We start from the raw sequence: 14771 nt of genomic DNA on the forward strand, positions 1-14771 counted from the left end.
GCCTTTGCTGTGCCCGCTGGTTGTGCGGTCTCTTATAACGATTGCGCTGGCGTTTGCGCGCCAGCCCACCTGAGCCTTTCAGACACCATGCTGACCTTCCAACAAATCATTCTGAAACTGCAGTCCTACTGGGCCGACCACGGCTGCGCACTGCTCCAGCCCTATGACATGGAAGTCGGCGCCGGTACCTCGCACACCGCCACGTTCCTGCGCGCCATTGGCCCAGAGCCATGGAAAGCAGCCTATGTGCAGCCCAGCCGCCGCCCCAAGGATGGCCGCTATGGCGAGAACCCCAACCGCCTGCAGCACTACTACCAGTTTCAAGTCGTGCTCAAGCCCGCACCTGACAACATCCTGGAGCTGTATCTGGGCTCGCTCGAAGCGCTGGGCTTCGACCTGAAAAAGAACGACATCCGCTTTGTGGAAGACGACTGGGAAAACCCAACCTTGGGCGCCTGGGGTCTGGGCTGGGAAGTGTGGTTGAACGGCATGGAGGTGACGCAGTTCACTTACTTCCAGCAAGTCGCTGGTATCGACTGCAAGCCCGCCACCGGCGAAATCACCTACGGTCTGGAGCGCCTGGCCATGTACCTGCAGGGCAAGGAATCGGTGTACGACCTGGTCTACACCGAGGGCCTGAGCTACGGCGATGTGTTCCACCAGAACGAGGTGGAGCAATCCACCTACAACTTCGAGCATTCCAACGCTGACTTCCTGTTCACCGCTTTCACGGCGCACGAAGACACGGCCAACAAGCTGATCGATGCGCAGCTGGCGCTGCCTGCCTATGAGCAAGTGCTCAAGGCGGCGCACACCTTCAACCTGCTGGATGCCCGTGGCGCCATCTCGGTGACCGAGCGCGCCGCCTATATCGGCCGCATTCGCAACCTGGCCCGCGCCGTGGGCAAGAGCTACCTGGACAGCCGCGCACGCCTGGGCTTCCCCATGGCGCCTAAGGCCCATGCCGACGAAGTGCTGGCCGAGTTGGCCAAGGCCGCTGAGCAGGCCGCCAAGAAGGCTGCGTAAGTTCGCACCGACGCACTCGCAAGTCCCATTTAAAAGTAATTTCAGCCGCTAGACCTTATGAATCAAGCGCTAGCAGCTATCAAAAATACCATGAACGCATCGAATCTACTGGTTGAACTGTTTGTTGAAGAGCTGCCACCCAAGGCACTGCAAAAGCTGGGCGATGCCTTTGCTGGCGTGCTGTTTGAGCAGCTCAAGGCGCAAGGCCTGCTGGCTTCCAGCGAATCGCGCCTGACGGCTTACGCCTCACCCCGCCGCCTGGCAGCCCACATCACTGAAGTGCTGCCCCAGGCCGAAGACAAGGCCGTGTCGCAAAAGCTGATGCCTGTGGCTGTGGGTCTGGGTGCCGAAGGCAAGCCCACGCCCGCGCTGCTCAAAAAGCTGGCGGCTCTGGGTGCTGACGAATCCGCCGTGGCGGGCCTGAAGCGCGAAGGCGAAGGCAAGGCCGAAGCGCTGTTTTACGCATCCACCGTCAAGGGTGTGGTGCTGGGCGACGGTGTGCAAAAGGCGCTGGATGAAGCCATCGCCAAGCTGCCTATCCCCAAAGTGATGCGCTACCAGTTGCAAGACGGCTGGAGCAGCGTGCACTTTGTGCGCCCTGCACACGGTCTAGTGGTGATGCACGGTACGCAAGTGCTGATCGGCGTGAAGACGCTGGGCCTGACGGCCGGTGCCGCCACCCAGGGCCACCGCTTTGAAGCCAAGGTGGATCCCGTGGTCATCCGCAACGCCGACAGCTACGCCGAGCAGTTGCGTGAAGAGGGCGCAGTGATCGCCAGCTTTACCGAGCGTCGTGCCGACATTGCCCGCCAGTTGCAAGCCGCGGCAGCGCGCGTGGGTGGTGGCGTGCGCCCCATCGACGACGCTGCTTTGCTGGACGAAGTGACCGCGCTGGTCGAGCGGCCCAATGTGCTGGTCTGCGAGTTCGAAAAAGAGTTCTTGAACGTGCCGCAGGAATGCCTGATTCTGACCATGAAGGCCAATCAGAAGTACTTCCCCTTGCTGGATACGCAAGGCAAGTTGACGCACCAGTTTTTGATTGTCAGCAACATCACGCCGCAAGACGCGTCGGCTGTCATCGAAGGCAACGAACGCGTCGTGCGCCCCCGTCTGGCTGATGCCAAGTTCTTCTTCGACCAAGACCGCAAGAAAACACTGGCTTCGCGTGTTGAGGGCCTGGGTAAGGTGGTCTACCACAACAAGCTGGGCACCCAAGGCGAACGCGTAGAACGTGTGCGCGCCATTGCTAAAGCCATCGCCCAGCAAATGGGTGACGCGCAATTGGTGCAGCAAGCCGACCAGGCTGCCATGCTGGCCAAGACCGATTTGGTGACCGATATGGTGGGCGAGTTCCCAGAGCTGCAAGGCACCATGGGCCGTTACTACGCATTGAACGACGGCCTGGATGTGGCGGTGGCCGACGCCATTGAAGACCATTACAAACCCCGTTTTGCGGGCGACGAACTGCCACGTGGTAATGCTGGCGTGGTGCTGGCCCTGGCTGACAAGCTGGAAACGCTGGTGGGCATGTTCGGTATCGGCAATCTGCCCACGGGCGACCGTGACCCCTTCGCCCTGCGCCGTCATGCGCTGGGTGTGATTCGCATGCTGGTCGAAAAAGACCTGCCCTTGGATCTGCAAACGCTACTCGTCAGCGCTGTGCCAGCTTTTGGCGACAAGATCACCGACGCAACGGCGCAGCTGGTGGAGTTCTTCTACGACCGCCTGTCGGTCAATCTGCGTGAACAAGGCTTTAGTGCTCAGGAAGTTGAAGCTGTGCTGGCTTTGCGCCCACAGCGCCTGGCCGATGTGCAAAAACGTCTCGAAGCCGTACGTGCCTTTGCAGCATTGCCTGAAGCGCAAGCACTGGCTGCTGCCAACAAGCGCGTGGGTAATATCCTGAAGAAAGCCGAAACAGAAGTGCAACCTCAGGTGAACGAGGCGTTGCTGGCAGAGCAGGCTGAAAAAGACCTGTTTGCAGCATTGCAATCCGTTGCACCCAAGGCGCAGCAGCAGTTTGAAGCAGGTGACTACACCGCAAGTTTGCAAACCTTGGCAGCATTGCGCGCCCCGGTGGATGCGTTCTTTGAGCACGTCATGGTGAATGCCGAAGATGCTGCCTTGAAGGCCAACCGCTTAGGTCTGCTGGCAGCATTGCATGTAGCTATGAACCGGGTGGCAGATCTGGCAAAACTGGCTGTATAAAAAGTGCTATTTCCATGCTGCTCCTCAGCTTGGAGTGGGTAAACACATTAAAAAGAAGTTAACACGATGAACTTTTCTGATGCCAGCATTGCCATTATTGGTCTTGGCTACGTAGGTCTGCCCCTTGCAGTCGAATTCGGCTCCAAGCGAAAGACTTTAGGGTTTGATATCAACGCACGGCGCATCGATGAGCTGCGCGGCGGGCAAGACCACACCTTGGAATGCAGTCCTGAGCAGCTGCGCAGCGCAGTTCACCTTCAGTACAGCCACGAGATTGAAGATCTGCGTGCCTGCAAGGTGTTTATCGTGACGGTACCAACGCCTGTTGATCAGGCAAATCGTCCAGATATGACGCCGTTGATCAAAGCCAGCCAAACCGTGGGTGCTGCTTTGAAAGCTGGCGATGTGGTGATTTATGAGTCCACGGTATATCCGGGGGCGACCGAAGAGGTTTGTGTTCCAGAGCTTGAGCGCATGAGTGGCCTTAAATTCAATCAGGATTTTTTCTGTGGCTATAGCCCTGAGCGCATCAACCCAGGCGACAAGGTCAACACACTGACCACGATTAAAAAAATCACCAGTGGCAGCACCCCAGATGTGGCTGCAGCGGTCGATGGCCTGTACCGTGAAATCATCACTGCAGGCACGCACTTGGCAAGCAGCATCAAGGTGGCAGAAGCTGCCAAGGTGATTGAGAACACGCAGCGTGACTTGAATATTGCGCTGGTCAACGAGCTTTCAGTGATTTTTGCTCGTCTTGGAATTGACACTCTGGATGTACTGGAGGCCGCCGGCAGCAAGTGGAACTTCTTGCCTTTCCGTCCTGGAATGGTGGGCGGTCACTGCATTGGCGTGGACCCCTACTACCTGACGCACAAAGCTGAGCAGGTGGGATATCACCCGCAAGTGATTTTGGCGGGACGCAGAATTAACGACAACATGGCGCGTTATGTCGCTCGCAATACTGTCAAGCTGATGCTGCAAAACGGCATGGACGTGCCGCGCTGCCGTATTGGTGTGATGGGCCTCACTTTCAAGGAAAACTGCCCGGACATCCGCAACAGCAAGGTTGTGGACATGGTGCATGAATTTGAAGCCTGGGGCGCGCAGGTTGTTGTTGCTGACGCATGGGCTGATGCACAAGAGGTGAGCCACGAATATGGCATTACCTTGGGGCAAATTGATGAAGCACATCCAGTGGACGCTCTGGTGGTAGCCGTGGGGCACAACCAATATCGCAGCTTGTCTGGGGCGCAACTCAAGGCTTTGACTCGGGGCAATCAGCCAGTTTTGGTCGATGTGAAGTCTTTATACGACCGCCATGCGCTGGCTGACCAAGGTTTTTCCATCTTCCGCTTGTAATTGAGACGTTTATGCTGACCCCTGTTCAAGACCGAAAAGTTCGCTTTGCACTCGTTGGTGCTGGCCGTATTTCAGCCAACCACTTTGGTGCTTTGGATCAGCACAAGGATCGGTGCGAGGTGGTGGATGTCTGTGACATTGACCCTGCAGCGCTGGCACAAGCTGTCGAGAAAACCGGAGCCCAAGGCCATGCATCTTTGCAGGCGCTGTTAGCCAAGACAACGGCTGATGCCGTGATACTGACCACACCCAGTGGCCTTCATCCCAGGCAAGCGATTGAAGTTGCGCAGTCGGGGCGACATGTAGTCAGCGAAAAGCCGATGGCCACACAATGGCACGAAGCTTTGGGCATGGTACGAGCCTGCGACGACGCAGGGGTCAAGCTCTTTGTTGTGAAACAAAACCGCCGCAATGCAACTTTGCAACTGCTAAAGCAAGCAGTAGAGCAGGGTCGTTTTGGCCGCATATATAGCGTTGCCCTGAATGTGTTCTGGACGCGTCCCCAAGAGTATTACGACGCTGCCAAGTGGCGTGGTACGTGGGAATGGGACGGCGGGGCCTTTATGAACCAGGCCAGCCACTATATTGACTTGCTCAACTGGCTGATTGGCCCAGTCGAAAGCGTAATGAGCTATACCGGAACGCTGGCACGCAATATTCAGGCTGAAGACACAGGCGTCTCTGCCATACGTTGGCGCAATGGTGCCATGGGTACCTTAAATGTCACCATGCTCACGTATCCCAAAAATCTGGAAGGCAGCATCACCATCTTGGGTGAAAAGGGTACGGTCCGTGTAGGGGGCGTAGCTGTCAATGAAATTCAGCAATGGCAGTTTGCAGATCAGCGTCCGGAAGATGAAGAGATCAAGCAGGCCAGCTATGCCACAACCAGCGTTTATGGTTTTGGCCACCCGCTGTACTACGACAACGTCATCAAAACCCTGCAAGGCCAAGCAGAGGCGGAAACTGATGGCCGTGAAGGACTCAAGAGCCTAGAGTTACTGACCGCCATGTACCGCTCAGCACGCGATGGCGTTCGCGTTGCATTGCCACTGGAGCGCTGATTCATGAATTATTCAGTGCATTCCAGCGCCATCGTCGACGAGGGCGCGCAGATTGGAGAAGGTAGCCGTATCTGGCACTTTGTTCATGTCTGTGCGCAGGCAAAAATTGGCCGCGGTGTTTCGCTGGGACAAAACGTCTTTGTTGGTAACAAAGTCGTGATTGGCGATCATTGCAAAGTACAGAACAACGTGAGCGTTTATGACAACGTAACACTGGAAGACGGCGTGTTCTGCGGCCCAAGTATGGTCTTCACCAACGTTTATAACCCCCGCTCTTTGATTGAGCGAAAAAATGAATATCGCGATACTTTGGTTAAGAAAGGCGCCACTTTGGGCGCCAACTGCACCATTGTCTGCGGTGTCACGGTGGGTGCCTATGCATTTGTAGGCGCCGGCGCGGTGGTGAATAAAGATGTGCCAGATTACGCACTGATGGTGGGTGTACCCGCAAAGCAAATTGGCTGGATGAGCGAATTTGGCGAACAACTAAATCTGCCGCTTAAAGGAGAAGGGCAAGTAGTCTGCGCGCACTCCGGAAAACTTTATGTATTAAGTGGCACTACCGTCATACAACAACCAGCCTGAGTAAGCCATGCAATTTATTGATCTTAAAACGCAGTATCAGAATTTAAAAAAAGAAATTGATGCTGGTATTCAGCGTGTATTGGATCATGGCCAATACATTTTGGGACCACAAGTTGCTGAACTAGAAGAAAAATTAGCAGCTTATACCGGTGCAAAATATTGCATTTCAGTGGCTAACGGCACAGATGCTTTGCAAATCGCCCAAATGGCATTGGGTATTGGACCCGGTGATGAAGTCATTACTCCTGGTTTTACCTACATCGCAACGGCTGAAACCGTAGCTCTGCTGGGTGCCAAGCCTGTATACGTAGATATTGATCCACGTACCTGCAATCTTGACCCACAGTTGTTAGAAGCAGCCATCACTCCGCGGACCAAAGCGATCATCCCCGTGAGCCTTTACGGGCAATGTGCCGATTACGACGCCATCAATGTGATTGCCGCGAAACACGGCTTGACTGTCATTGAAGATGCTGCCCAAAGTTTTGGGGCAACATACAAGGGGCGAAAAAGCTGCAATCTCACCACTATTGCCTGTACCAGTTTCTTTCCAAGCAAACCCTTGGGCTGCTACGGCGATGGTGGGGCTATTTTTACCAATGATGATGAACTGGCGAAAGTGATGCGCCAGATTGCTCGCCATGGGCAAGATCGCCGCTACCACCATGTTCGCGTAGGTGTGAACAGCCGTTTGGACACGCTCCAGGCTGCAATTTTGCTGCCGAAACTGGCTGTACTGGACCAAGAAGTTGCCCAGCGCCAGCAAGTCGCCCTGCAATACGCTGATGCATTGCGAAAGTTCGTACAAGAAGGTGACGAAGCGTCTGGCATTCAGCTTCCACATGTTGAGTCCTGCAACACCAGCGCATGGGCCCAATACACGCTGCAGGTGCCCAACCGCCAGCAAGTGCAAGACAAGCTTAAGGCGCAAGGCATTCCTACAGCAGTGCATTACCCAATACCGTTGAATCTGCAGCCTGCTGTGGCGGATGCGGGTGCATATTTACCTGTGGGTGATGCAGTTGCGCAGAAGGTGGTCAGTTTGCCCATGCACCCTTATTTGGGCGAAGAAAGCATTACCCAAATTGCAACATTAGTTGCCCAGCAGTAGCAAGCGACATAAATCGGCTGGTTAATGAGCGCCATTAATTACCGCCCCGACATCCAAGGTCTGCGTGCCATTGCGGTGTCGGTCGTGATGTTGTTTCATTTCAACCCTGCCTGGATGCCTGGTGGGTTTGTCGGGGTCGACATATTCCTGGTTATCTCTGGTTTTTTGATTGTCAGCATATTGCTGCACAAAAAAAATCAATCAGATTACCGACTCTTTGATACGCTGCAGTACTTCTACGTCAGTCGCTTGAAACGTATTGCACCTGCGTATTTTGCAATGCTGACGGTAGTCTCTTTGCTCTCCGCAGTCCTGTTTTTGCCGCAAGATCTTGCCATTTATAAAAAAGGCCTGAATCAAGCAGCATGGTTCAACAGTAACAATTACTTTGCTGGCTTTGGTGATTATTTCGCTCCTGCTAGTCATGAACAACCCCTGCTGCACACTTGGTCGCTGGCAGTAGAAATCCAGTTCTACCTGCTGGCCCCACTGCTGGTTTTGCTACTGCCCGTCAAGGCGCTCAAATGGTTGTTTGCAACGTTGCTGCTCGGCTTCACCTGCTTAGCGGAATATCGTCTGCGTGTACTGGTTATCGAGCAGGCAACTTACTACAGCTTATATGCGCGTCTGCCGGAATTCTTTGCTGGAGCGCTCGTAGCACTCCATTTGTATGCTGGCAAAGCATCAAAGGAAAGCAAGCCTTGGCTCAACAAGTTAGGAATGGTCTTGATCATCGCGGCTGCCACTTTGCAGCCTCAACTTGGACCTTTCCCCGGTTTGCTGGCCTTGTTGCCTGTGGCTGGAGCTGCACTCGCTCTGCTGCACCCTGCTCAAGGTGGGGTAGGGCGAGTGCTGGCAAGCAAGCCTATGGTCTTTCTGGGCGAACTGTCGTATTCACTCTATCTGTGGCATTGGCCGGTATTGGCCTTGCTGCGCTACTACACAGGCACGCAAGTACTGGATGTACCGTTTAGTCTGCTGTTTATTGCCTTGACCTGGCTCTTAGCATGCTTGTCGTTTTATTGGGTAGAAATACCACTACGTTCGAGCAACCTGTCCCGTCTGAGAAAAATGCTGGGTTACGGTTTACTGGCTGGTTCGGTCTTGGGAGTGGGGGGCGGGATGGCCAAAATCAATCAAACGCTATCACCTCCACCGCTGCCCGTCGAATATCAGCGCTACGCTGATCCCGCAACAATTTGCCATGGACAGATCGTTGACGATTGCCTCAAAGGTGATCTGAACAGCGACAAGGAAGTGCTGGTTCTGGGCGATTCTCATGCAGCCATGCTCAATCTCTTTTTTGACCAGTTGGGAAAGGATTTGGGGTTCAAGGCGCGCATCATCACTGCCAGCAGTTGCGTGACCATTCCAGGGTTTGATTATCAACGTATTGCCGAGTGGGCACATCGACCCTGTTTGGAACAAATTGAGCAGGCCAAGAAATATTTGCCGCACACAAAGGTGCTATTTCTGGCTGCAAGCTGGAACTGGCAATTGGCATCTGAGGACTTTAAAAAGGCTTTGAATGTTTTTTTGTCAGAGCAAAGTCAGGCGGGTAAGGAAATTTATCTTCTTGAACAAGAGCCTTTATTAAGAAAGAACCCGCTGCGGGCCATACGATTCAGAGCACTGGGTCTTGATTCAATAATTGATATTGACCCCGCTTATGAAAAGTCCAACTTGATGCTGCGACAGTACGCTGAGCTTTATCCAAGAGTCACCAGCTTGAATTTCGAGTCTTCTGGTTTTTTTGATCAAGCCCCTTTTTTTGACAGTGTACCGATCTATTTTGATGATAATCACTTGAATGAAGAGGGCGCGAAACGCTACGCCATGGTTGCGCGCAGCACGTTCGAAAAAATATTGACGAATCTATTTTGGAAATATTATGAAAAATAGATTGCTAGAAAATTCATTTGTTCGCCGAGTATTTGTTTTAATAGGTGGTACTGCAATTGGACAGTTAATTGCTATTTGCTCACTGCCAATTTTAACGCGTCTTTATACTCCCGAGGATTTTTCTGTTTTAGCTGTTTATGTTTCATTATTATCAATGATAACTGCAGTTTCTGGTCTTTGTTTAGAGTATGCAATTCCATTGCCTAAATCAAATCGAGTGGCTGCGTCGCTGTGTATTTTGTCAATTTCTAATGTATTTATATTTGTTTTTTTTATTTCTCTTCTGATTTTAATTTCTCCTAATTTCATACATGATTTGTTGGATAAAAAAGTTTATCAATTTATTTGGTTGATTCCATTGGGCGTTTTATGCGTTGGAATATATAATGCATTACAGTATTGGTCCATAAGAAATAAAAAATTCGGATTGATATCTAAAACCAAAATAACACAGTCACTCGGAGGTACTGGCGTAAAGCTTTGGGCAGGATATTTTCTTAGTGGATCAGCATTTGGACTTGTATTTGGACAATTGATTGCACAAAGTGCGGGTTTTATAAGCTTTGCTTCTTCATTGAGGAAAAATGATTGGAATATTTTTCGAAGTGTAAGGCTTAAACATCTTAAATTTGCATTACGTAGATATAAAAAATTTCCAAAATATTCAACAGTTGAGGTTTTTGCTAATACAGGAAGTATCCAAATACCTGTAATTTTAATTGCTTCTTATGCATTGGGTGCTGAGGCCGGGTATCTCATGCTGGCTATGCAGCTATTATCAACGCCGATGGGGATGATAAGTGGCGCAGTTTCTCAAGTTTATTTGTCTGAAGGATCTAATCGCTTTCACCAAGGTGAGTTGAAAATATTTACGGAAAAAACCATTTATGGGTTGGCTAAAATTGCATTCATCCCTTCAATAGTCATAGCAATTCTTGCACCAAGTTTAATCTCTTATTTTCTTGGCGAAAGCTGGAGGCGTACTGGAGAGCTTATAAGTTGGATGGTTCCGTGGTTTTTCATGCAGTTCATAACTTCACCGGTTTCTACATCACTATACATTACAGATAATCATAAAATTGCTTTTTATCTTCAAATTTTTGGAATTTTCCTAAGAGCTGGAGGTGTGTATTTTTTTGCATTTTTTGAGCATATTTATATCGTCGAGTACTACGCGTTGTCAGGACTATTGTTTTACACAATATATTTAGTTGTTGTTCTTGCTGTCCTTAATAAGAAATCAAATAATTCTAATTAATTGTTTAATGTTTGAACTTGTATGACGATTTAAATGAAATTTAACCAGAAATTAGAATTCGTAAAATTAATTAGCTTTGTACAGGTACTGCTGTTGATGCTGTATTTTTCTACAAATATTTTTAATATTGGCGAAATGGAGGCAGGGTTGGTTTTTTTTGCCTTAAATTTTGTATTTCTGCTTTTTCAAAGTATTCATTATCGATTGATAACTAGAGTACATTTTTTTGTGTTTTTAATACTTGTTTTTTGGATTGGATTGCGTGTAATTTTTTTATTTAGGAGATGTTGAATAATGGCATATTTAACGTACTCTGACATAATTTATTTTTTGAAGATAAAAATTTATTGAGTTAATGGAGAAATTATGCTGGAAATAGCTTTTTTATTTTTATTTTTTGCAAGTCCATTTTGCATGGTTTTTCTTCTAAAAATAGCTGATGAGAAGATCAATAAAATAAGCATAGTAAATGTAACTACCTTATCAATATACATATTTTCGTTTCTCGGAACATTGCCTTTATTCTTTATGATGGACGAATACCGAATGGCAATCGGTGTGATCGATAGGGAAAATGTATTTCTGACACTGATTTGTTCTTTTGTAAATATGGTTTTTTTCTTGGGCGGCGTCATTTTTATAAGAAGAGTTTTGCGACTCAAACCTTTTCCTGTTGTTTCCTCCAGAATATCTGACTTATCTTTTGTTCAGAAATCTATTTCTCTTTGTTTTTTTGCATTTTTGTGCCTTATTCTTTTCTTATATATAAAAAAAGTTGGAGAAATTGCACTTTTTACAGCGATCCAACAGGGCGTTGCTGAAGCTGCTATTGCACGAAGCAATATGGGTAATAACTTAGAGGGTGGTGGATATCATTGGTATCATTTAATTTTACACAATCTTGGATTTTTAATAACATTGAATTTTTATGCTATTTTTATTAAAAATAAAAATGCAATTAATTTATTTTTATTTCTAATATCATTTTTAATATCTTCATTTGTTGCAACAATGGCAACGGAGAAAGCAGCATTTGTTGGATTGTTAATGGCTTTAGTCATGATGCACTATCTTGTTAAGTCTGATGGACTGATGCCCAAAAAAAGTTTAATCACCTTGGGGGGGGGCATTATTTCCATTTTGGTTATTTTTTATATATATTTCATGGGTAGCTCAACTGTACTGGATGCATTTGCATCAATTATTTCGAGGGCATTCTCTGGTAGTATTTCTCCAGCTTATTTTTATCTTCAATATTTCCCAAGCGAACAAGAATTTCTCGTTGGCAGAACATTTCCAAATCCTGGGGGAATTCTTCCGTATACACCAGTTCGATACACTATTGACGTCATGAATTGGGTATTTCCAGAAATGCTTTCCGGAGAGGTGGTTGGGACGATGCCTACAGTATTTTGGGGAGAAGCCTATGCGAATTTTGGTTTTCTTGGAATTCCTGTTGTCGCCTTCATGATGGGGAGTATTGTTGCTGTGGTTTCATATTTATTCTCCAGGCTCGAATTAAATACTATGACAGTTGCTTTTTTTGTTTGGTTGATTTTTCATTTTAAAACCCTGGCCATTACGGGATTCAGTGGTTTTTTATATGATTTTCATCTTATATTCATGTTGATATTTATGCTTGCAGTATTACTTGGAAGTGGCAAGATTAGAATTTACAGTCGTGCATAATATAATTAATTCTATTCTATTTAAGATAATATTATGAATAATCTTCATATTTCCCTCACTGAATTCAGAAATGAAAGTCGTCTAATGAAGGAGGCCGCGAGCCTGATTTGTGCGCAGGTATTTTCTCAGATACATGTGGCTGCCTTGCATGCGGAAGGTTTGGCGACTGATCAAACCTTTGGAGCAGATATCCACGCCCATCGTTTTAATTTGATAACTCGCAAATTTGGCAAAAATATTCTATTTCAAACGTTGAAATATCTTGAATACTGCACTAGAGTTTTTTTGTATTATAAAAATAAAAAAATATATTGTGTGAATGTGCATTCCTTGGGTTTATTACCATTAGGAGTGCTGCTTAAGTATGCATGGCGCATACGTCTGATTTATGATGCGCACGAATTGGAAACTGAAACTAATGGGGCTAGAGGGCTTAGGAAAAAACTTTCAAAATGGTTGGAGCGTAAACTGATCAAACACGCCGATATGACTATCGTCGTCAGTGAAAGCATCGCAGACTGGTATGCTAATGAATACCATATCAAGCGGCCACTCGTGGTTTTGAATGCACCCAATCAGCATAAACTTCAAAAAAATAATCGTTTCAGAGAACAACTGGGTATTCGTGAGGATCAAGTCATCTTGCTTTATCAAGGTGGCTTGATAGCTGGGCGTGGCGTTGGTTTGATTTTGAATGCTTTAAAATCTCGTAAAGATAAAAAGTTAGTTGCTGTTTTCATGGGTTATGGCTCATTGCAGCAGGAAATTCAAGTAGCTGCCAATCTATGTAAAAATATTTTTTTCTACCCTGCCGTTACACCAAAATTGCTTCTTGAGTACACATCTTCTGCAGACATTGGCATTCATTTGATTCAGAAAACTTGTTTGAATCATGATTATTGTATGCCTAATAAGTTGTTTGAATATGCCATGGCAGGTTTACCGGTTATAGTTTCAGATATGAAAGATATGTCTGAGTTAGTTAATAGAAAAAATATGGGAGAAGTTATTTCAGACTTTTCAATTGAGGCTATTAATCGAGCTCTTGATAATTTTTTGAAGAATGATTTAAAAATCATGAAAACTAATGCATACTCTATGGCGTGCGAACATGCATGGGAAGTACAAGAGCAGAAAATGCTAGAAGGATATCGCGCGATTGGTTTTTCTGCAGTACCCAAAAAGGTTGAAGAATGATTGCTATTATTGACTACGATATCGGTAATATTGCCGCAGTGGTGAATATGCTTCAGCGGCTCGGAATAGCCTGTAATGTCACAAGAGCGGCTAATGAGATTGAACAAGCCGAGCGCATCATCCTGCCTGGCAATGGGGCGTTTGATGCCTGTATGCAGAATTTGCGAGCGAGTGGCTTGATTCCTGTGCTTGAGCAGCAGGTATTGCAGCGTGGTGTGCCGTTGCTGGGGATTTGTGTGGGAGCCCAGATGCTGGGACAGTCGAGTGCAGAGGGTGTGGAGCCTGGGCTGGGCTGGCTGGATATGCGGGTGGAGCGTTTCCCTGCATTGCCTGCCTTGCGTATCCCGCATATGGGCTGGAATCAGGTCAATCCTGTGCAGGCCGATCACCCCTTGGTGCAAGAAATGACAGCAGATACACGGTTTTATTTTGTGCACAGCTACTACATGGTTCCGAAAAATCCTGCTGATGTCCTACTGCAGGCACATTACGGTTTGGATTTTTCTGCAGCCGTAGCGTGCGGCAATATTGCAGGGGTGCAGTTTCATCCAGAAAAAAGCCATCGTTTTGGCAAGCAATTGCTGAGTTCTTTTGCTAGGTGGGCACTATGATTCAGGCGCGAGTGATTCCCTGCCTGCTACTTCGTGGCAATGGACTGGTGAAAACTAAAAAATTCAAAGATGCAGTCTATTTGGGTGACCCGGTTAATGCGGTGCGTATTTTCAGTGACAAAGAAGCGGACGAGATTGTCATTCTTGACATTGATGCCTCTCGCGATGGCCGTGAACCCAACTATGAGCTGATTGCAGAGATGGCTGGAGAGGCCTTCATGCCTGTAGCCTATGGGGGCGGAGTGCGCAACCTGGAGCAGATACGGCGCTTGATTCGCTCTGGTGTTGAAAAGGTGGTTATCAACACTCTAGCTACCGAGTCAACAGACACCATTAAAGCCGCTGTTGAAGTGTTTGGCAGCCAGGCTATTGTGGGTGCAGTCGATGTGCGAAAAAAACTGTTCGGTGGCTATAGCGTCATGGCCAAGTCGGCGACAGTGGATACGCGGCTGAATTTGCAACAGCACATTCAGAGTCTCGTACAGGCTGGAGTGGGTGAGCTGTTCATCAATGATGTGGAGCGCGACGGCTGCATGGCCGGATTCGACCTGGCGCTGGTTCGTAGCGTATCGCAGGCTCCGGTGTCAGTAGTTGTTTGCGGAGGTGCAGGCACGCTGGAACATTTGCGCGAGGCTGTCCATGATGGGGGCGCATCGGCTGTGGCGGCGGGCAGTATGTTCGTATTTCACGGAAAACACCGTGCTGTGCTGATCAATTATCCCAAGACAGCAGATCTGGGAAAACTTCTTGCAAAAGGATAA

12 protein-coding genes are annotated in these 14771 nt (G+C 48.3%); all 12 read left to right on the forward strand.

Annotated features, from left to right (window positions below):
* Positions 1 to 87: 87 nt before the first annotated feature.
* The 12 genes from glyQ (at position 88) to AC27VO_RS02095 (ending at position 14771) form a co-directional block, all read left to right on the forward strand.
* Positions 88 to 1026: a glycine--tRNA ligase subunit alpha gene (gene glyQ / locus AC27VO_RS02040; RefSeq protein ID WP_488665038.1), complete on the forward strand. Its 939-nt coding sequence runs from the start codon at positions 88 to 90 to the stop codon at positions 1024 to 1026.
* A gap of 90 nt (positions 1027 to 1116) precedes the next feature.
* The gene (glyS, locus tag AC27VO_RS02045; protein ID WP_488665039.1) at positions 1117 to 3231 is read left to right on the forward strand and encodes a glycine--tRNA ligase subunit beta; all 2115 of its coding nucleotides are present in this window, start codon (positions 1117 to 1119) and stop codon (positions 3229 to 3231) included.
* Between the two features lie 66 nt (positions 3232 to 3297).
* Complete coding sequence (locus AC27VO_RS02050) at positions 3298 to 4593, forward strand: nucleotide sugar dehydrogenase (RefSeq protein ID WP_488665040.1); 1296 nt, start codon at positions 3298 to 3300, stop codon at positions 4591 to 4593.
* Between the two features lie 11 nt (positions 4594 to 4604).
* Positions 4605 to 5657, forward strand: a complete 1053-nt coding sequence (locus AC27VO_RS02055) for a Gfo/Idh/MocA family protein (RefSeq protein ID WP_192405247.1) — start codon at positions 4605 to 4607, stop codon at positions 5655 to 5657.
* 3 nt (positions 5658 to 5660) lie between these two features.
* A complete protein-coding gene (gene wbpD, locus AC27VO_RS02060; RefSeq protein ID WP_191722712.1) occupies positions 5661 to 6242 on the forward strand; it encodes a UDP-2-acetamido-3-amino-2,3-dideoxy-D-glucuronate N-acetyltransferase in 582 nt (193 codons plus the stop codon).
* A gap of 7 nt (positions 6243 to 6249) precedes the next feature.
* On the forward strand, positions 6250 to 7353 hold the full coding sequence (locus AC27VO_RS02065; protein WP_488665041.1) for a DegT/DnrJ/EryC1/StrS family aminotransferase: 1104 nt from the start codon (positions 6250 to 6252) through the stop codon (positions 7351 to 7353).
* A 24-nt stretch (positions 7354 to 7377) separates the two neighbouring features.
* A complete protein-coding gene (locus AC27VO_RS02070) occupies positions 7378 to 9255 on the forward strand; it encodes an acyltransferase family protein (RefSeq protein ID WP_488665042.1) in 1878 nt (625 codons plus the stop codon).
* Positions 9245 to 10513, forward strand: a complete 1269-nt coding sequence (locus tag AC27VO_RS02075) for a lipopolysaccharide biosynthesis protein (protein WP_488665043.1) — start codon at positions 9245 to 9247, stop codon at positions 10511 to 10513. Before AC27VO_RS02070 ends, AC27VO_RS02075 begins: the two co-directional genes overlap by 11 nt.
* A gap of 366 nt (positions 10514 to 10879) precedes the next feature.
* Complete coding sequence (locus AC27VO_RS02080) at positions 10880 to 12202, forward strand: O-antigen polymerase (protein ID WP_488665044.1); 1323 nt, start codon at positions 10880 to 10882, stop codon at positions 12200 to 12202.
* A gap of 33 nt (positions 12203 to 12235) precedes the next feature.
* Positions 12236 to 13399, forward strand: a complete 1164-nt coding sequence (locus AC27VO_RS02085; protein ID WP_488665045.1) for a glycosyltransferase — start codon at positions 12236 to 12238, stop codon at positions 13397 to 13399.
* Positions 13396 to 14010 carry an imidazole glycerol phosphate synthase subunit HisH gene (gene hisH / locus AC27VO_RS02090; RefSeq protein WP_488665046.1) on the forward strand — a complete coding sequence of 205 codons (615 nt, stop codon included), beginning with the start codon at positions 13396 to 13398 and terminating at the stop codon, positions 14008 to 14010. The genes AC27VO_RS02085 and hisH overlap by 4 nt, the downstream gene beginning before the upstream one ends.
* Positions 14007 to 14771, forward strand: a complete 765-nt coding sequence (locus AC27VO_RS02095; protein ID WP_488665047.1) for an AglZ/HisF2 family acetamidino modification protein — start codon at positions 14007 to 14009, stop codon at positions 14769 to 14771. Before hisH ends, AC27VO_RS02095 begins: the two co-directional genes overlap by 4 nt.

The sequence above is a fragment of the Comamonas sp. 14P8.1.4 genome, assembly GCF_057799285.1.

Bases quoted from the DNA above. Each gene is read 5' to 3' on its own strand.
- glyQ (WP_488665038.1), top strand. From the start codon at position 88: ATGCTGACCTTCCAACAAATCATTCTGAAACTGCAGTCCTACTGGGCC.
- glyS (WP_488665039.1), top strand. From the start codon at position 1,117: ATGAACGCATCGAATCTACTGGTTGAACTGTTTGTTGAAGAGCTGCCA.
- AC27VO_RS02050 (WP_488665040.1), top strand. From the start codon at position 3,298: ATGAACTTTTCTGATGCCAGCATTGCCATTATTGGTCTTGGCTACGTA.
- AC27VO_RS02055 (WP_192405247.1), top strand. From the start codon at position 4,605: ATGCTGACCCCTGTTCAAGACCGAAAAGTTCGCTTTGCACTCGTTGGT.
- wbpD (WP_191722712.1), top strand. From the start codon at position 5,661: ATGAATTATTCAGTGCATTCCAGCGCCATCGTCGACGAGGGCGCGCAG.
- AC27VO_RS02065 (WP_488665041.1), top strand. From the start codon at position 6,250: ATGCAATTTATTGATCTTAAAACGCAGTATCAGAATTTAAAAAAAGAA.
- AC27VO_RS02070 (WP_488665042.1), top strand. From the start codon at position 7,378: ATGAGCGCCATTAATTACCGCCCCGACATCCAAGGTCTGCGTGCCATT.
- AC27VO_RS02075 (WP_488665043.1), top strand. From the start codon at position 9,245: ATGAAAAATAGATTGCTAGAAAATTCATTTGTTCGCCGAGTATTTGTT.
- AC27VO_RS02080 (WP_488665044.1), top strand. From the start codon at position 10,880: ATGCTGGAAATAGCTTTTTTATTTTTATTTTTTGCAAGTCCATTTTGC.
- AC27VO_RS02085 (WP_488665045.1), top strand. From the start codon at position 12,236: ATGAATAATCTTCATATTTCCCTCACTGAATTCAGAAATGAAAGTCGT.
- hisH (WP_488665046.1), top strand. From the start codon at position 13,396: ATGATTGCTATTATTGACTACGATATCGGTAATATTGCCGCAGTGGTG.
- AC27VO_RS02095 (WP_488665047.1), top strand. From the start codon at position 14,007: ATGATTCAGGCGCGAGTGATTCCCTGCCTGCTACTTCGTGGCAATGGA.